This window comes from Nocardiopsis quinghaiensis, from assembly GCF_008638365.1.
Classification (GTDB): Bacteria; Actinomycetota; Actinomycetes; order Streptosporangiales; family Streptosporangiaceae; genus Nocardiopsis; species Nocardiopsis quinghaiensis.
The window spans coordinates 114151-130911 of sequence record NZ_VWVU01000004.1; the positions used below are offsets into that span (position 1 = coordinate 114151).

At 72.0% G+C, this 16761-nt stretch carries 14 protein-coding genes; 2 read left to right on the forward strand and 12 right to left on the reverse strand.

Going from position 1 to position 16761, the window contains the following annotated elements; genetic code table 11:
• Positions 1-14: 14 nt before the first annotated feature.
• From tgmB to FYX01_RS11275, 4 genes are all read right to left on the reverse strand, one after another.
• Complete coding sequence (gene tgmB / locus FYX01_RS11255) at positions 15-995, reverse strand: ATP-grasp ribosomal peptide maturase (RefSeq protein ID WP_150240335.1); 981 nt, start codon at positions 993-995, stop codon at positions 15-17.
• On the reverse strand, positions 995-1342 hold the full coding sequence (gene tgmA, locus FYX01_RS11260; protein ID WP_150240337.1) for a putative ATP-grasp-modified RiPP: 348 nt from the start codon (positions 1340-1342) through the stop codon (positions 995-997). The genes tgmB and tgmA overlap by 1 nt, the downstream gene beginning before the upstream one ends.
• A gap of 271 nt (positions 1343-1613) precedes the next feature.
• Complete coding sequence (locus FYX01_RS11265) at positions 1614-2249, reverse strand: helix-turn-helix domain-containing protein (protein ID WP_150240339.1); 636 nt, start codon at positions 2247-2249, stop codon at positions 1614-1616.
• Positions 2250-2476: 227 nt separating this feature from the next.
• Entirely contained in the window at positions 2477-3016 is a 540-nt protein-coding gene (locus tag FYX01_RS11275; protein ID WP_223830409.1) for an ATP-binding protein, read from the reverse strand.
• 268 nt (positions 3017-3284) lie between these two features.
• On the opposite strand from FYX01_RS11275, the gene FYX01_RS11280 reads away from it, so the two are divergent.
• Both FYX01_RS11280 and FYX01_RS11285 read left to right on the forward strand, forming a co-directional pair.
• The gene (locus FYX01_RS11280) at positions 3285-4106 is read left to right on the forward strand and encodes a helix-turn-helix domain-containing protein (protein ID WP_150240345.1); all 822 of its coding nucleotides are present in this window, start codon (positions 3285-3287) and stop codon (positions 4104-4106) included.
• Positions 4090-4281 carry a DUF397 domain-containing protein gene (locus FYX01_RS11285; RefSeq protein WP_150240347.1) on the forward strand — a complete coding sequence of 64 codons (192 nt, stop codon included), beginning with the start codon at positions 4090-4092 and terminating at the stop codon, positions 4279-4281. Before FYX01_RS11280 ends, FYX01_RS11285 begins: the two co-directional genes overlap by 17 nt.
• Before the next feature lie 184 nt (positions 4282-4465).
• Here the strand turns inward: FYX01_RS11285 and FYX01_RS11290 are convergent, their stop codons facing one another.
• The 8 genes from FYX01_RS11290 to FYX01_RS11325 form a co-directional block, all read right to left on the reverse strand.
• Positions 4466-6184, reverse strand: coding sequence for a thiopeptide-type bacteriocin biosynthesis protein (locus tag FYX01_RS11290; RefSeq protein ID WP_150240349.1), 1719 nt, complete (start codon positions 6182-6184; stop codon positions 4466-4468).
• A 68-nt stretch (positions 6185-6252) separates the two neighbouring features.
• On the reverse strand, positions 6253-7623 hold the full coding sequence (locus FYX01_RS11295; protein WP_150240351.1) for a nitroreductase family protein: 1371 nt from the start codon (positions 7621-7623) through the stop codon (positions 6253-6255).
• Positions 7575-9431 carry a TOMM precursor leader peptide-binding protein gene (locus tag FYX01_RS11300; protein ID WP_150240353.1) on the reverse strand — a complete coding sequence of 619 codons (1857 nt, stop codon included), beginning with the start codon at positions 9429-9431 and terminating at the stop codon, positions 7575-7577. Before FYX01_RS11300 ends, FYX01_RS11295 begins: the two co-directional genes overlap by 49 nt.
• Positions 9422-11107 carry a hypothetical protein gene (locus FYX01_RS11305; RefSeq protein ID WP_150240355.1) on the reverse strand — a complete coding sequence of 562 codons (1686 nt, stop codon included), beginning with the start codon at positions 11105-11107 and terminating at the stop codon, positions 9422-9424. The genes FYX01_RS11300 and FYX01_RS11305 overlap by 10 nt, the downstream gene beginning before the upstream one ends.
• Positions 11100-12248, reverse strand: a complete 1149-nt coding sequence (locus FYX01_RS11310) for a lantibiotic dehydratase C-terminal domain-containing protein (RefSeq protein ID WP_150240357.1) — start codon at positions 12246-12248, stop codon at positions 11100-11102. Before FYX01_RS11310 ends, FYX01_RS11305 begins: the two co-directional genes overlap by 8 nt.
• Positions 12245-15013 (reverse strand): lantibiotic dehydratase, encoded by a 2769-nt coding sequence (locus FYX01_RS11315; RefSeq protein WP_150240359.1) that lies wholly within the window; start codon positions 15011-15013, stop codon positions 12245-12247. Before FYX01_RS11315 ends, FYX01_RS11310 begins: the two co-directional genes overlap by 4 nt.
• The gene (locus FYX01_RS11320; RefSeq protein WP_150240361.1) at positions 15010-15861 is read right to left on the reverse strand and encodes an ABC transporter permease; all 852 of its coding nucleotides are present in this window, start codon (positions 15859-15861) and stop codon (positions 15010-15012) included. Before FYX01_RS11320 ends, FYX01_RS11315 begins: the two co-directional genes overlap by 4 nt.
• Positions 15858-16760: an ABC transporter ATP-binding protein gene (locus FYX01_RS11325; protein WP_150240363.1), complete on the reverse strand. Its 903-nt coding sequence runs from the start codon at positions 16758-16760 to the stop codon at positions 15858-15860. Before FYX01_RS11325 ends, FYX01_RS11320 begins: the two co-directional genes overlap by 4 nt.
• Between the last annotated feature and the right edge of the window lies 1 nt (position 16761).

The following is a 16761-nucleotide window of genomic DNA, read 5'->3' on the forward strand; positions in this document are numbered from 1 at the left end:
CTGTCGGTATCCGTTCAACGGGATCCTTTCTCCAGGAGCGCGGCGATGGACTCACCGATGGGCAGGTCACAGTCCTCAGCGAGCCATCCCCATTCGCCGTTGGGATTGACCTCCAAGAAGGTCCATGTGCCATCAGGTGAGATGACGAAGTCAGCGGCGCCATAGGTCAACCCGAAGTCGTCCATGTAGCGTCGCAGTCCTTCGCGGACCTCGGGGGGAGGTTCCACGACTTCGTACTCGTGCGAGGCGTAGTCGCTCCGCCAGTCGATGTACGCGGCTTCGGATGCGGTGCGGATCGCGACGGCGAACACGTCGCTTCCAACGATGATGACGCGCGCTTCGTGATCCTTGTCCACCCACTGCTGGAAGCAGTGTGCTGTCAGTGACAGGGATGGGTCACGCAGGGTTTCCAGGTCCTCGATCTGGTTGGCGTAGACGATATGTGTCTTGCTCTCCTCGACGTGGAAAGCGCCGCCCAGGGGTTTGTAGATCACCGGTCCGGGCTGAGCCGTGGCCCAGTCGACGGCGTTCTCGGGCACGTTCGTAATGAGTGTTCGGGGGACGGCGAGCCCAGATCGGACAGCTGTGGTGAGCTGAACGGGTTTGTACTCGGCCGCGCTCATTGCGGCCGGTCGGTTGATCCACGGGCGGTCCAGCGCGAGCAGCACTCCGCCGAAACCCATCCGGGCCTCTCGGTAGGCCCAGCGCTGTTCGGGGCCGGACATGCCATCGGTCAAGGTGAACTGGGAGGGCCTTCGATAGTAGACGCTGCGCACCGATGCAAGATCAACGCCACGAAAGGTGTCGTGGATCGAGCCAGTCCACGCCTCGCTGCCCAAGGACGCTTCGATCTTCATGGTGGCGGGGAAGTCCCCGGGGTCCATACGGACCACAGGGACCTCCCTCTCCTGAAGGTGGTGAATCACGGGGTCGGCGGTGCCATCCTCGGTGTTGGTGAGGACGAGCACCGCCTTCCGTGCTGCGTGACCAGTCATCAGTCGGTGGAGGTTTCCTCGCCCGACGGACCCTGGTTGTCCGTGTTGCCCGTGGTCTCCTTGGTGCCGCCGCCGCGCTTGCCGCAGGGCTGGCCGGTGAGGCGGTCCACACTCATCTGCTTCACCGGGTCGTACACGAAGCGATCCGCCGTTCCGAAGACCTCGGCGCGGGCCTGGGGGGTCACTGCGAAGCGCAGACCCCATGGGCGGACCTGGGATCGGGGCTCAGCGCTGGCACCGAAGATGCTCGCGGACGGGTCCAGCGGGAAGGCATCGCCCAGGCGGGCGATGTTGGCGCGGGACTCACCGTCGGGCGATTCGAGAAGTGCGGCCTTCTGAGGGGTCATAAGCAGATTCCTTTCGTGCTGGGGTATTTGAATGCACCTGTGTAGGTGTGCCTGTTCTCCTCTCGCACGTAGCGCTCGATGAGGCTCTGGTGGGCTCGGCGATGCAGGACTCGCACAGGGCCGGGGCGGAGGCCCTGTGGCGCTGACTCCGCGCGGTCAACCGCATCGCCGAGCCGGTCTGTGGACAGGGCGCTCGCGTGGGTGTCGCGTCAGGAGAGAACTTCGCGGCCAAGATGCAGAAAAACCACGGGCAAGCCGATGTTGAAAGGAGTCATGGTCGGGCTTTCAACTCGTGAGCGGTCGTGATGTGCTGTTCGCGGTCGGTGAGGGCGAACCATGCGGTAGCTCCACCAGGGGCGCTGGTCACACCCCAGGGGATGCCTCGGTTGACGATCAGGCGCGGACCGTCCGGGTCGGCGACGAAGGCGACATCGCTGTGACGGTTGGTTCCTGTGGCGGAGGGGTCGGGTGGGTCCTTCACCTGCACGTAGATGGGGACGGGGCTGGTGATGACCACACACGGCACTTCTGGGGTGGCCTGAGGTTTGGCCGGGGGCAGAGGCTCGCCGTCGTCGGGCAGTCGCCATCGCGTCCCGTCCGCGACCCCGGGTGCTCCAAGGCCCGCCAAGGCGGCGACGGCGCGGTCGATGCTGGCGACGTTCACGCCGTTCTCCAGGCGCGAGACCATCGCCTGCGACAACCCGCACAAGGTGGCCAGAGCTACTTGCGACAGGTGTCGTGTGTCGGGGTGGTGGCGCAGGCATCGGATGACCTCGGACAGGTCCAGGGTGCGTACGGACTGGGCAAGGTCGGGCTCTTCCCACACGTGGGCGGGGATGCAGGCGCAGCGGTAGGTCGGCGCTCCGCTCTCGCGTGGGTTGCCGCAGTGCCCGCACAGGAGAACCATCCGCTCGCTCTCTCGTTCATCGTCGGTGTCGTTGGATCTTGTCCACGAGGCCCCGTGGTGTGGGGGCGCTCAGTATCAGGGGGCGGGGGCCACCGCGCAGGAAGGCCCAGAAGTTTCGCGACGCAGGTCCCCAGAACACGAGCCATCGAGGGCCGACGTGGTGCTGGAGTTCTCGGGCGGCGTCGTAGGCAGGTTGGTCGTCTGCGGGTGTCCACCCCATGACGGCCTCACGAGTCGAGGGTGGGAGGGACGCGGTCGAGCTCGAACCACACCGTGGTCCGGCCGTCCTCGTGGATCGTGCCCCAGCGGCTGGCTTCGTTCGCGACAAGGCGCAGACCGAACCCGCCTTCGCTGAGCGGGTCCAAGGTGCGGAGGTGGGGAAAGGAGTCACCTTCCTCGCTCTCTCGCGGTCCCTGGTCTGTGACGCGTACCTGATAGCGGCCGGGGAGCTTGAACACCGCCACGGTCACCTCTCCCCCGGGGCCACCACTGCGGGAATGACGCAGAGAGTTGGTGAACAACTCACTCGCCAGGAGCACCACGGCGTCAGTCTCGGGGCTGCGGCCATTGGTGCGCGAGCGGATGCGGCGCCGCATGACGGCGACCTGGTCCGGCTCTCCAGGGAGTACGAGTGCGGCACCCAGGTGAGGGCGGCCCTCATCGAAGGTCAGGGGCGCATTCGAGCGCGAGTCGCCGAGACGACGGGGGAGCCGTTCGTGCGGTTGGTCTCCGCTGTTACGGAACCTGCCCGTGTCTACTTCGATCACTTCTCCCACGTCATCACCCGTCCTTTCCGGATCGTCGCTTTGAGTAACTAGCGGCGGTTTTGGTGTAGCCGTCAACCCGTGGCAGTGATTCGGTCGGGTACGGCCTGTTACGAAGGTGTGTCCGTGAGCACCACCATGAATGTTTACGAACGCTCCGCGCTAGGGAGATCACCGAAGGGTCACGATCCGGTCGTGTGGGTGGAGCTTGGTAGAGATACCGCGTTGGATCAGTGTCGTTGGTGGATCCCCTGGTGAACATGGAGTGTGCATGGACCGCCCCCTGAATCCAGCATGGGAACGACTCGGTGTTGTGCTCCGGAAGACCCGCAAGGGCGCAGGCATAACACAAGGTCAGCTAGCTAAGCAGATGCAGGTCGTTCCCTCCACGATCTCCGCTTGGGAGTGCGGAACGCGGGGATTGCAGGAAGAGAGCGCGCGAAAAATCGACCAAGAACTCGGCAGCTCTGGTGTTGTCCTGCGGGCGTGGAAGACGGCGAACACCCCGACGGCTGTGCCGGAATGCTACGAAGAGGTTGAGCAGCTAGAGCAGATGATGTCGGAGTTGCGTGAGTACCAAAGCCAGGTGGTCCCTGGGCTCATCCAGACGAAGGAGTACGCGAGGGCTGCCAACCGGGATACTTCCCCGGGAATCTCCTCCGCTGAACTAGACGAGATGGTCAAGTCACGGATGAGACGACAGGTGATCTTGGAGAAGGATCCACCGCTGATCTACATGGTGCTGGAAGCGAACGCTCTGACGAGGGTGATCGGCAGCCGCAAGATTCTCTCTGACCAGCTAGAACGGGTGCTGTCGCTGACGGGGAGCGGGGTAATAAGAGCACAGGTCGTACCATCGAACCCAGGCTGCCATCCAGGGGCCTCCGGCCCGTTCCGGGTGTACTCGTTCCCGGACAAACCCATGGTCGCGTCGGCCGAATACCAGCAGGGTGAGATTCTGATGGATGACACCGGCAAAGTGCAACGTTGCCTGGCGGTCTTCAGCGCCGTCCAGGCGGAAGCGATGCCCCCAAGGCAGAGCGCAGACTTCATCAGGAAGGTCAAGGAAGAGCTCGATGAGAACACAGCGTAAGCCTGAGTGGCACAAGAGCAGCTACAGCACGGCTAACGGAAGCTGTGTCGAGGTCGCTGAGGGAGAATCAGTCCTAGTGCGCGACACGGAGAACCGCAAGCTGGGCCACATCGAGTATTCGCCCGCAGAGTGGACCTCCTTCCTTCGTGACCTCAAGGCAGGCCCCCTCCAGTAAGCCTCCTCTTCGCCGCGTCCCCGGGTCAGCCATGTCCGGGGTGCTGCCGTCCTGTCTTCCCGCTTGTCCTGCGGGCACGATGCCATGGTGGGCAGGCAAGGGAACCGAAGCGGCGGAGACGCCGATCCGGCCTCCCGGGCGCCACGGCGGGATCACGGCCCCGGACAGACCGTGTTCCGGATACCTACGCCGGGTCGGGCTCCGAGCCCACCGGCAGCAGCGTCAGAGCCATCCGGTCCACGCCGTCCAGATGCAGCCGGGCGTTCACCGCGTCGTCGGCGAACCCCGACACCACCAGGCTCCGCAGTCCCAGCGCCGTCGCGCACAGGGACAGGTTCTGCGCCACGTGCCCGGCCTCCTGCAGGAGCAGGCGCAGGGCGCGCTGACCGTACCCCTCGCGCAGCCTTCCCAGGTCTCCGACCAGCACCAGCAGCGCTCCCACCGTGTCCGCCACGGCTCCCGGCCGGCCGTCCGCCGAGGTCCGCAGGAACGGGGACAGCTCCGCCAGCCGGTCGGCGGCCGCGGCGCCGTCCGCCCGGACCAGGGCGTGCTCCCCGGCACGGTAGCGGTAGGTGCCCCGGTCCAGGCCCTCCACGTGCCGGGCGACCATCCACACCTGCGTGGCGTAGGCCGCACCCGGGCTCGGGTGGTTGCGCGGCGGCCGGTCGCGGTCGGGCTCGTCGGAGCGGGCGCCGCTGATTCCGGCGGCGTGCCCCAGGAGGGACGACAGGTCCGCCAGGGACAGGCGGGAGCCGTACTCGCCGTGCGCGCTGTACCGACGGGCCAGTACGTCGCCGACCGGGGAGGTCAGCGGACCGGGAACGGGCAGGTCCACCACGGGAAGGCCCGGACGGGAGGGGCCCGGGGCCGGGGAGAGCCCCTCCTCGTGCGGTACCGGGCGGGGCAGGTGCTCGCCTCCGATGGTCGCCGTCCGGTACTTGCTCGCCTCCGCGTAGGCACGGTCGGGTGAGGCCACCCCGGGGGCGAAGAAGTCCCCGGCGGGCTCCCACCGCGGATAGGACAGCGACAGGAGCCAGGCGATGCGTCGCTCGTCGTCGATGTCCAGGCCGATGCGGTTGTGGTGCATGTGCAGCAGGGACCACACGATGCGGGTGAGGTCGTTGGTGAGCGGCTGCTCCGAGTGCAGGCGGCGCAGCTTCGCCACGGTCTCGCCGAGCGCACGGTGCCACAGGTGGTGGGTGGAGGAGCCGTCGGCGGAGACCAGGCGCTCCAGCTGCGTGCGGCGCTGGAGCCAGCGTGAGGGCGAGGAGTGGAACAGGTGCTCGGCCTCCTCGCGGGCGCGGTCGTCCCCCCGGGCGACCTCGGCGGAGTAGTCCCAGGCGGCGTGGTAGCCGCGGGCCTGGCGGACCGCCTCCACGTCGGAGAACCCGAGCACGGAGAAGGCCAGCGACGTCAGGTCGGCGGCCACCGCCTGGCGCTGGTGCGGCCGCGGCGCGGAGCGCAGGACGGCGAGCGCGATGGCGGAGCTGACGCAGAAGAAGTCCTCGCACACCTCCAGCGCCCCGGGACCGCCGTAACGCCCGGTCTCGGGCTCGTAGACGGCCCCGACCACGTCGCCGTCACCGTGCCAGCGGCCGGGGTCGGCCTGCGGCAGGTTCGCGTAGTAGGCCGCGCTGTCCAGGGCGACCGCGTCGTCGGCGGTCTCCGCGGCGGCGGCGCGCATGTGCTCGGAGAACGCTTCGACGGCGTCGGCGTCCGCGTCCAGGAAGCGCACCCGCAGGTGGGGCCCGCCGTCCCAGTAGCGCAGGAAGAACCACGCCTTGGCGCGGCCCCGCGCCACCAGTTCCTCCGCGCGCGGAGCCAGGTGGTCCAGCAGGAAGGCGTCGATGCGCTCGCGGTCGCGGTGGAGGTGGACGTACACGGCCGACCAGGTACGGGTCATGGGGGGACTCTTCCTTGGCGTCGGGGGCCTTCCCGCCCGCGTCCGGGGCGGGATCGGGACGGCGGGGGTCAGGGGGAGGCGTCGACGGGAAGGTCCATGTAGGAACCGCGTTCGGCGCGCACCCACAACTGGTAGGCGGGGGTCTGGTCGGGGCCGAGCCCGAGCACGGCCGCCCAGTCGGCCTCCTGGTAGTTGCGCATGGGGCGAACGCACAGCCCGGTGGCGGCGGCGCCGAGGCAGCCCCACTGGGCGGTCCAGCCGAGAAGGGTGTGCAGGACGGTCTGGGCGTGGTCGCCGTGGGCGCGCGCCCACGGGTGGAAGTCCACGGCGAGCGTGTAGCCGAGGGAGGAGGAGAAGTTGGTCTCCCCGGTGCGCGCCACGGGACGGGAGGGGAGTTCGGCGCCGTCGGGTGTGAGCTCGCGGGCGGCGCGGTCGTCCACCCGGTCCGCCACGAGGACCTTCCGGTACAGGCGGAGCGCGTCGGGGGCGGGGAGGGCCCCCCGGGCGGCGCCGAGGGCGGCCACGAGGGCGGCGGTGACACCCGCGCCCTCCTCGGGGGAGACGTGGGCGCTGGTGACCAGGTTGGCGGTGGACACCCCGCTGGTGCGGTCGTCGAGCCAGCGGCGCAGCGGGGCGCCCGGCGGCGCGGAGGCGGCGGCCACCCGGGACAGCGCCTCGGCCGACACCTCCGGCGCGGTGCCCGTACCGGCCCCGTCCGGTTCCGGGATTCCGTCCGGTTCCGGGGTGACGGTGCCGCAGGGCGCGAAACCGCTGGGCAGCGGGGCGTCGGTGGGGCCGAAGCGCGTGCGGGGGCGCAGCCCGGCGCGTTCCAGGACCAGGCCGAGCGTCGCCAGCAGGTGACCGCCCTCCAGGAGGGCGAGCGAGGGGCGCAGCCGCCCGTACTCGGGCGGGTAGCGGCGGTGGTCCACCGCCACCACCAGGCGTGCGCCGGCTAGGTCCTCCAGAGCCTCCGGCGCGGGCAGGCCGTCCCGGGGCTGGAGCGCGTGCGACTGCGGATCCACGCGCAGGCACCGGGGCACGGGACCGCCGGAGACCACGAACAGGTCGGCGCCGAAGAGCCCGCGCGGGGACGGATAGGCGCGGTGCACCGGATAGCGGTCGGCGGCCGAGACCCGGCGCACCCGTACCGCCTCCACGCACGCGGCGAGCAGCCGCTGCGCGCGTGACCAGGGGCCGCCGAGCGGGGGTCCGGCGGCGTCCGTGCCCCGCAGCGGGTCCAGGGCGGGCGGGCGCGGGCGCGTCTGCCCGGGCACGGGCCGGGCCAGACCGTTGGACAGGTCCGGCCCGAAGAACAGGGTCTCCACCGGGGAGACGTCCTTGTCGTGCGACTGGTCGTGGAATTCGGCCAGGACCCGGGCCCGGGAGCCGGTCACGGGAAGGGGTGCGGTACCGGGTGGACCTGGCCGTGTCGTTCCCATGGGACTCCTCCCTCGAACAGCGTGGAAGCGCGGGTCAGCCGCTCCAGGGAGCGGGTACGGCGGTGGGTGTGGCCGAAGGTCATCGGCAGGGCTCCGGGGACGACCACCTTCACCGAGCGGACCCCGGCGGCGTCCGTGTACGGGGCGCTGCTCTGGTCCACCACGACCACGTCCAGCCCGAGCGCGTGCACGGCGTCGAGGCGTTCGCGGAGCAGGGCGGTGAGGTCGGCCCCGGCGAAGGAGGAGGGGCGGCCCGCGGCGAACCCCTCCACCGGGACGGTGGCGGTGGGGGACACCAGGAACTCCCAGTGCCGGCGCGACTCCCACAGCCCGTGCATCCCGGTGTGGTCCTCCAGTGTTCTGACCAGGGTGAAGTCCTCCAGCATGGGGCGGCAGCGCTCCACGTCGACCGACGCGCGCATCCGCACCCACTTGGGGTACATGAGCGCGTTGGTGGCGGTCTCCTCCACCGCCGCCATGACCGCGCGCCGGGGGTCGAGGTGGGTGCCGGTGGCCAGGCTCAGCGCGGGCGCCAGCCCCGAGCGCACCGCCTCCTCGGGGGCGGTGACCACCGCCAGCGCCGTGGGGATCCCCAGGTCGGAGGTGAGGTCGAGCAGCCGCAGGCGCAGGCCGCGCTCGTCCAGCAGGTCGGTCAGGTGGGCGAGGTCGGGGTCCGTGCCCGTCGCGATCTCGCGCAGCCGTGTGCGCGAGTACCAGGCGAGCAGGAACGCGTCGCGCTCCACCACCTCGAACAGTCCGTAGAGGACGGCCTCCTCCAGGGTCCCGCCGACCGCGCAGCCGTTGGACGACTCGTACAGGAAGCGGGTGCCCTCGGTGCCCGCGTGCCAGTACGCGACGTGCTCGGGCACCAGGATCCGGCGGCGCTCCAGGGTGGACCAGCCCCAGACCCAGGAGGTGGGGACGTCGGGGGAGTAGGGGACCAGGTCGAAGGCCGGGTGCCCGTACCACTCGGGTTCGTGCAGGCCGAGCCGTTCGGGGTCGAGGGCCTCGTCGGCGAGGTCGGCGTAGCTGCCGGAGACCGTGGGCGCGCCGGTGTGCCGGTGGCCGCCGGTGACGCGTTCGACGCCTTCGAGGAAGGCGGGGACCTCGCTGTCGGAGAACCGGGTGGAGCGCCCGTAGCCGCCCTCGCGCCTGGTGTGGCCGGGAGCGACGGTCTCGCAGGTCACGAGGGACAGCGGTGACTCCTCGTCCCGGTAGATGTGGGCGGCGGGCCCGAACCGGAAGTCCAGGAGCCGCGCCCGCAGATCGGCGCGGTCCATGGAGCGTGTGCGCAGGGCGTCGCCGACGACCGGCCTCGGGGTCCGCAGGTCCAGGCCGCCGGGCACGGCGAGCCCGGCGCCCCCGGGAAAGCAGTGCGAGCAGTCCGGGTGCGGGACGAGGCGGTGCCGGGTGACCTCGCCGGTGCGGCAGTCCAGGGCGACCAGCGCCAGCCGCAGCTCCTCGGGGCCGTGTGCGGCGGCGTCGGCCAGACCGGTGAAGACGTCCGCCCACAGGGGGAAGAGGCCGGGTACGGGCCGGTCGGGGGCGGTGTCGCCCTCCACGTCCCGGCGCCAGAGCCCGGCGCACCGCGCACAGCCCGTGGACGCGTCGGGGGTCCACGGGCCGACGACCGCGAGCGCGCCGCTCATCGCCACGTGCAGCACGCCCCCGCCCACGCGGAGGGTGCGGGGCTCGGCCAGTGTCGCCCCCACGGGGGACGGGATCCGGGGACGGACGCCCCCGTCCCGCCCCTCGCGCCCGTCCCGCCGGTCCTGCCGGTCCTGCCGGTTCTGTGCGGTCAGGTCCATGAGGCCACCGCCGTGTACACACCGCGCTCCGCCCAGGCGTCGGCCCCGCCGGGCGCGTACACCCGCACCAGGCCGGTTTCGTGCGCCCACCGCGCCAGGGACGCGGTCACCGCCCCGGTCCTCGTCGCGGTGACCGCCGGCGGCTCCGCGTTCCCGCCCGCGTCGCGGGCCGAGTCGCCCTCCCGGCGCCTCCGCTCGAACTGGACGCGGGCGACGGCGCGGAGCAGGGCCTCCTGGGCGGCGGCGTCGGCCCCGGCGGCGGCGCTGACACCCAGGGGCTCATCGCCGGGGCCGAGAACGGCGACCCGCCACAGGCCGGTGCCGTCCAGTTCCTGGCGGCGCAGCCGCGCCCCGACCCCGAAGCGCAGCGTCAGCGCGGCCCACAGCCTGCGGGCGGGCGCCGACATCGGCTCCGGCTGGTCCACGTCCTGCCAGCGGTCGTGGGCGCGCACCACCAGGTCGCCGACGGCCTCGCCGACCGCCGCCGACGGGGTCAGCCCGATACCGAGGCCGCGGTGACCGTCGTCTCGGCCATGATCACCGGTTCCCACCCCGCGACCGTCCCTCCCGGGCCAGGCGACGGCGTGCAGCGCGGTGATCAGCGCGTCCAGCCGGGCCGACGCGGTGGTGGTACCCGTGCCGAGGAAGGGGGAGCGGTCCACGCGGGCCAACCCCACGGGCAGCTGCTCCAGGTCGCCCGGCCGGGGCTCGCCGACCGGGCCGAACACCCGGTCCCACAGGTGAGCCACCGCGTCCAGCTGGTCGGGCACCTCCTCCGGGGGCGCGGCTCCCGTGGGAAGGGGCGCCTCGACGCGGGGGTCCAGGGCGGGCGGGGCGACGAACGGGTGCGGCTCGCTGACCAGTTCGTCCGTGGTCACCATGAGCTCCGGATCGCCCGGGGCCTCCGTCCCGTCCACGCTCCGGGCCACCTGCGCGACCAGGGCCAGTGCCAGCTGGGCGGCCACCAGGGAACGTGTGATCGCCAGCCCGGGGCTCTCCTCGGCCCCGTCCGTACCGGAGGCCCCGTCCGCACCGGAGGCCCCGGGGGCGCCGGAACCCTCGAACCAGGCCCGCACGCGCTCCACCAGCTCGGGGCTGCCGGGCGCGTTGCGCGGCCCCGACACCCACACCCCGCGGTCGGCGGCGACCAGGTGCAGCGCCTCCTCCCGCCCGGGCACGGAGAGCCGGGTGGTCAGCAGCGTGTCGGGGCCGGGGCCGGTGTAGGCGCGCACCTCGCGGAAACCGGCGCGTCCCAGGGCCCGGCGCGCCTCCGCTTCGAGCAGCGGGCAGGAGGACCGGATCCGGACGGTGCTCTCCGCGAGCGCGCGCAGCGCCGCGTACGGCCGCGCGGTCAGCGACTCCATGTGCGGGTAGGCGGCCAGTTCGGACTCCGACAGTCCGTGCTCCTCCTCCGCCTCCCGCAGGAACCCGTGTTCCTCCAGTTGGTCCAGGACGCCCTCCAGGAACGGCCGGCCCCCGGCCGGGAACCGCTCGGTCAGGGCCTGCCGGTCGAACCCGGCGCGCAGCGCGGGCTCCAGGGCGCGCCACACGGTGTCGGCCCGGGTACCCCGCACCACGACGGCGGTCGCCCCCATACTCAGGGCGACCCCCTCCTCGGCGAGGGAACGGGCACGGACCGCGCTCTTCAGTCGGAGCAGGGCGGTGTGTTCAGGCATCGCCCACCCACGGCAGGGTCGGCTTCAGCTCCGGGTCGCCGCTCTGGTGGTCGACCACCCGGCGCACGGTCTCCTCCCAGGTCTCGCCCACCACCTCCTGGGCGGCCTCGGTGAACAGGTACGCGATCGAGTACCGCTGGATCGGCGACACCCCCATCAGCGGCAGCAGGTCGAAGAAGCAGTTGATGACGAAACGGAACGCCGCGAACCCGTATCCGTCGCCCAGCCGGGTGAAGTCCAGCTTGCGGAACTCCTGGTGGAAGTCGCTGTAGGAGCGCTCGTCCGATCCGCTCCACCGGACCCGCGTGTCCTCGCCGAAGCGGGTCGCCGTGTCCAGCCGGTCGGGGTGCGGGAACGGCAGGATGTGCTCCTCGCGTGCCAGCGCCACCGCCTCGGGCAGCCACCGCCGCGTCCACTCCAGCCAGGACAGCGCGGACCGGTCCTCCGTGGTGCCCTCGTGGAGCGCGCGCAGTGCTCCCACCAGGTTCTCCCGCTGTGTCCGGTAGGACTCGGCGAGCCGCGCCTGCGCCCTCCCGTCGGGGTCCGACCAGTGGAAGTACTCCTTCCAGTGCGACAGGAACGCCTGGTAGCCGGAACGCAGCCCCCACTCGGGGTACTGGGAGGCGATCGCGCCCATCCCCGCGAACACGTGGGAGGCCGCGCTCCCTCCGCTGATCCGGCCGTCCACCCGGTCGGCCACCCGGGAGAGCCCGTCGGTCAGCACCCGGCCCTTGAGCTCGACCGCCTCGCGCCCGCGCAGGAACGTGTCCACCGGGGCGCCCTCCAACCATCGGACCGAGTTGTCCGGTTCCAGCGGCGCGTAGGGCGGCTCCACCAGCTCCATACGACCCATCCTCGCGGAGAAGTCCGCGTACTGGCCGGGGTCGATCGTGTACGCGGACGGCTCGCGGTCCAGGAAGTCCCGTACGCGGACGTCCGCGTCGCGCAGCGCGGTGTCCACCGCCTCGGCGCCGCCGTCCACGTAGAGCACGCAGTGCGGGCCCAGCCGCCAGTGCAGGTGGAGCCAGGCGGCGGTGACCCCCTTCCTCCGTGCGGTCTCCAGGGCCGTCGGGACCAGGCACTCGCCCAGTAGCGCGCCCTTGTCGTCGTCGTAGTAGGTCACTCGGATTCCGGCGGTCAAGGGACCAGCCTCACTTCGCCTGGGGGAACGGGCATCGGAGGGACGGGGGAGGGCACGGTGGACAGTTCGAGGAACACCTCCGTGGCGTGCCGGCCGCGCGGACCGCTCAGGCCGCCCTCCGACGGGCACGGCAGGAGTTCCTCCGCGAACAGGGCCGGGCCCAGGTGGGCCAGCCGCTTCGCGGCGGTCGCCGTGTGCAGCCTGCTCAGGAAGTCCACGTGCTGGGGTTTGGGCGCCATCGCCCGCTCCATCGGGCCCATCCGCGCGCCCTGGAGCGGTCGGACGAACACCTGGTCGGGCATGCCCCGCAGGGTCCGCTCGACGTTGACCCGCCGGTGCAGCGACTCCGGCCCCTCCCCGGGGCGGGCGGCCAGCAGGTCGGCGTCCAGGGCCCAACGGCGGCGGAACAGCAGCACGTCGCCGAAGGAGATCCGCGGGGTACCGCCCGGCGTCCGGCGGTCGGCACGGCCCCTCTCCCAGCGATCGTGCAGGTCGATGACGGTGTCGCTGAACGAGAAGAACGGCGAGTCGGCGAGCATCGCCACGAGCATCTCGTCGTAGGGCAGCGCGTGCGGCACCAGGAAGCCGGTGTAGACCGGATCGACCTCCCGGGAACCGCGCACCAGCCTCAGCCCGTGCGGGGTGTGCACGAGGTGGAGTTCGGCGGTGGAGGGTCCGTCGGCCAGGACCGGCTCGTCGCGCAGCGCCAGTTCCTCGGGGGCGAGCAGCGGCGACAGGTTGGCGTTGAACCCCAGTGCGGACCGCATGTGCACGGTGTCCGCGTCCGGCGGACCCAGGCGGCGCACGTGCGTCGCCACCCGATCGCGCACGTCGCCGGGCAGCGCGGACAGGAACCGGCTGAAGTAGCGCGCACGCCCGCCGTACAGGTGGTTGAGGACGAGCCTTCCCCGGTCCGGGTGCCCGAACACGGCGAAGGAGCGCCGCGCGGTGAACTCCCGCTCGGGCAGGAGCGCGGCGACCTCGTCCACCACGGCCGGGTCCACCTCGACCGCCTCGGCGTCCTGCCGGGCCAGGTCGTTGAGGTGGTCGACCGCACGCCGCCGGGCGGCCAGCAGCCGGGACAGGTCCTCGCCCGCCTCTCCGGTCCCGCCCGCCATCAGGCGCTGGGTCATGGGGAAGGCCGCGCGGGCGTGCCCGGCGAACTCGTCCAGGTCGGTGCACCGGCCGCCCCGGCCGTAGCGGTCCACGAACACGCTCTCCAGCGCACCCGCCAGCACCCGCTGGTCGTCCAGGGCGAACAGCAGCGGCATGAGCCCGCGCAGGTCGGCGGACCACGTGCGGGTCCACTCGCGTGGAACCGGTGCGCCGCGCGAGACGTGGCAGTCCTCCACCAGGGGAGAGGAGGCCGTGTCACTGGTGCCCTGTTGTGTCGGCCGAGGTTCCGCGGGCTCCTGGTGTTCTGCGGGCTCCTGGGGTGTCCGGGAACCCTGGTCCTCGGAGGCCTCCCGGCCCTCGGGATCCCTCCCGTCCCCGCGGTCGCCCCGGGCCCCGGAGTCCGCCGGTTCCATCGCCGCCGACCACAGGCGCTGCAGGTACAGCACGGAACGCGCCCGTTCCGCGCCCGTCGCCTCCGCGAAGTCCCCGAGCACGTCCCGGGTGGCCTCGAAGGCCGCCGCCACCCGTACGGCGGTCGCGCCCGGAAGCTCCCGGGCCAGCTCGTGCCAGTGCCGGACGAAGTGCGGGGACTGCTCGGCGGCAGGCGCCCACGGCACCAGCACGCCCGCCCCGATCAGCCTGTCCAGCACGGCCAGGGCCGCGGAGGACTCCTGCCCCAGGTCGGCGGCCAGGCCGTCGCGCAGCTCGGACAGGCGCACCGGCCGTGCGGCACGGCGTTCGAGCGCCGCCACCAGGTGCTTCCACGCCCCCGAGAGCGGGATGCGCACCTCCTCCTCGCCGAACGCCTCCGCGCGCAGCCCGGGAGCGGGCGGCACCCACCGGCGGCGGCGCACCAGCAGCCGGTCGCCCTCGCGGCGGGCCCCGCCGGTGAACACCCACTCCATCCCCAGACGGGCCTCCGGGTCGGCGGCCAGCACGCGTCCCGCCTGCCGGACCAGCAGGCGGCGCAGGTCGGCGTCGGTGGTGAACCTCAGCGGCTCGCCGTCGCGGGTGGCCGACGACGGCTGTTCCAGGTCGTCGAAGTACACGCCCGTGTAGAGCGAGTACGGGCTGACCTTCACCGTGGAGCGCGAGTGGTAGCGCACCAGGGACGGCTCGGCCTTGCGCATCCGTTTGTCGGGCGGTCCGGCGGTGGCCGCACGAGCCGCCACCGCGCGGTGCAGGTCCGGACTGGACATCGCCGTGCCCCGGTCGGTGAGCGGATCGCGTGCCCACGCCGCGAGCACGGCGCGCTCGGCGGCCAGGGCGGTCCCGTGCGCGGCGTCGAGGTCCTCGGCCGCGGCACGCGTGCGCTCCCAGCTGCGGACCCACTCGCCGAGCGCGCCGATCCGCCGCGTGACCGGATGGCCGGCCAGCGACGCCCGGGGCGGTCGCCGGTTGTACACGTCGCGCTTGGCGGCCAGCGCCGTCCTTCGGTGCTCCTCGTCCCCGATACCGGGGGCGGCCGCGTGCAGGGTGTCGAGCAGCCGTTCGCGGATCCGTTCCCGGTGCTCCTCCTCCTCGGCGAGGGCGCGCACCCGTTCGCGGTCCGTGTCCACGGCCGCGCCGCGCAGCGGCAGGTAGGGATACAGGTTCACGCGGGAGACCAGGTAGGGGCCCTCCACGCAGTCGAACTGGGGCAGGATCAACCCTCGCCCCCCGATCCCTTGCGCTTGGCCGACCCGAACCCGCGCGGCTCGCGCTCGGAGGCCCACCGGAACCAGCGCAGCGCCGCCACCGTGCCCAGCAGGGACCAGGCGAGCAGCAGCCCCACCGCCGACCAGTCCCAGACGGGACCGGACTCGGCCAGGGAGCCCTGGATGAGGACGGTCAGGGGACGGCCGGGCAGCAGGTCCACGACCGCTCCGACGGTGTCGCCCAGCGGCAGGATGACGAACCCGCCCGCCAGGAAGGCCGCGGGGAAGAAGATGCCGTTGACCATCGGCACGGCGGCGTCGGCGTTGGGCGGCAGCAGCGACGCGGCCGCGCCGAGCGGAGCCATGCACACGAAGCCGAGCAGCAGCGCGACGAGCAGTTGCGGCACACGCGCCGGATCGACGGTCACGCCCATGCCGAGCAGGCCGATCGCGGTGACGACGGCCAGCACGATCACCGCCGTGAGCAGGGTGTTGACCAGGTAGGCGCCCATCACCGTCGCCGGGCTGACCGGGGTGGTGCGGAAGCGCTTGAACAGGCCGTGGTGGCGGCGGATGGCCAGGCCGATGGCCACGTTGGCGAAGGCCACCGACATCAGCGCGAAGCCGAGGATGCCGCCGTAGCTCAGGTTGGCCTGGGTGATCTCGTGCTCGCCGACCACGCGGACCGCCTCGGCCTGGGAGCGGAACGCGAGTCCGAAGCCGACGTAGAACATGACCGGCATCAGGACGATGAACGCCAGGGTGATGGGGGAGCGCCAGAACTCCTTCAGTTCCCCGTCCACGTGCAGGAGGAAGCTGCTGGGCCGGCGCCCGGTGCGCACGGTCTCGGTGGTGCTCATTCGGTCCTTCCCGTCTCCAGCATCGCGATGTAGGCGTCGTCGAGGCTGGGCGGAACGATCGTCAGCCCGCTGATCTCGGTCCTCTCCCGCGTGGCCCACTCCTGGACCTCGCGCACGACGGCGTCCTGGTCGTCGGTCCGGATGCGCACCCGCCCGTTGACGAGCGCGGCGCCCTCCGGCAGGCGTTCGGCGGCGACGCCGGGGTCGGCGAACTCCACCACCGTGAAGGCCGAGGAACCGCGGACCAGGTCCTCGGGGCTGCCCGACGCGATGAACTCGCCGTCGCGGATGACGTCCACCCGGTCGGCGAGCTCCTGGACCTCGGTGAGGTCGTGCGAGGTCAGGACCACGGTGGTGCCGCTGTCGCGCAACCCGGAGACGAGGCCGCGGATGCGGCGGCGCGACACCGGGTCCAGGCCGGTGGTGGGCTCGTCCAGGAAGAGCAGCTCGGGACGGCCGGTGAGGGCCAGGGCGAGGTCCAGGCGGCGGCGCATGCCGTCGGAGAGGGACTTGACCAGGGCGGAGCGCTTCTCCACGAGGTCGACCTGGTCGAGGACCTCGTCGATGCCGAGCGGATCGGGGTAGTAGGAGGCGTGGCGGCGCAGGATGTCGCGCACCGACATGCCGGGTTCCAGCATGGTCTGCTGGAGGACGACGCTCATGCGCCTGCGGAGCCGGGCGAAGTCGCGGCGGCTGCCCGGGTCGAGCCCCAGCACGGACAGCCGGCCCGAGGTGCGTCCCCGGTGGCCCTCCAGGATCTCGATCAGCGTCGTCTTGCCCGCTCCGTTGGGGCCGAGCAGCGCGGCGATCTGGCCGGTGGGCACCTGGTAGGAGATGCCGTGGAGCACCTTCCCCTTCCCGTAGTCCTTGGTGATGTCGGTGGCTTGGATGGCGTGCACG

Bases quoted from the DNA above. Each gene is read 5' to 3' on its own strand.
- FYX01_RS11290 (WP_150240349.1), bottom strand. From the start codon at position 6,184: ATGACCCGTACCTGGTCGGCCGTGTACGTCCACCTCCACCGCGACCGC.
- tgmB (WP_150240335.1), bottom strand. From the start codon at position 995: ATGACTGGTCACGCAGCACGGAAGGCGGTGCTCGTCCTCACCAACACC.
- tgmA (WP_150240337.1), bottom strand. From the start codon at position 1,342: ATGACCCCTCAGAAGGCCGCACTTCTCGAATCGCCCGACGGTGAGTCC.
- FYX01_RS11320 (WP_150240361.1), bottom strand. From the start codon at position 15,861: ATGAGCACCACCGAGACCGTGCGCACCGGGCGCCGGCCCAGCAGCTTC.
- FYX01_RS11285 (WP_150240347.1), top strand. From the start codon at position 4,090: ATGAGAACACAGCGTAAGCCTGAGTGGCACAAGAGCAGCTACAGCACG.
- FYX01_RS11305 (WP_150240355.1), bottom strand. From the start codon at position 11,107: ATGCCTGAACACACCGCCCTGCTCCGACTGAAGAGCGCGGTCCGTGCC.
- FYX01_RS11295 (WP_150240351.1), bottom strand. From the start codon at position 7,623: ATGGGAACGACACGGCCAGGTCCACCCGGTACCGCACCCCTTCCCGTG.
- FYX01_RS11300 (WP_150240353.1), bottom strand. From the start codon at position 9,431: ATGGACCTGACCGCACAGAACCGGCAGGACCGGCAGGACCGGCGGGAC.
- FYX01_RS11280 (WP_150240345.1), top strand. From the start codon at position 3,285: ATGGACCGCCCCCTGAATCCAGCATGGGAACGACTCGGTGTTGTGCTC.
- FYX01_RS11265 (WP_150240339.1), bottom strand. From the start codon at position 2,249: ATGGTTCTCCTGTGCGGGCACTGCGGCAACCCACGCGAGAGCGGAGCG.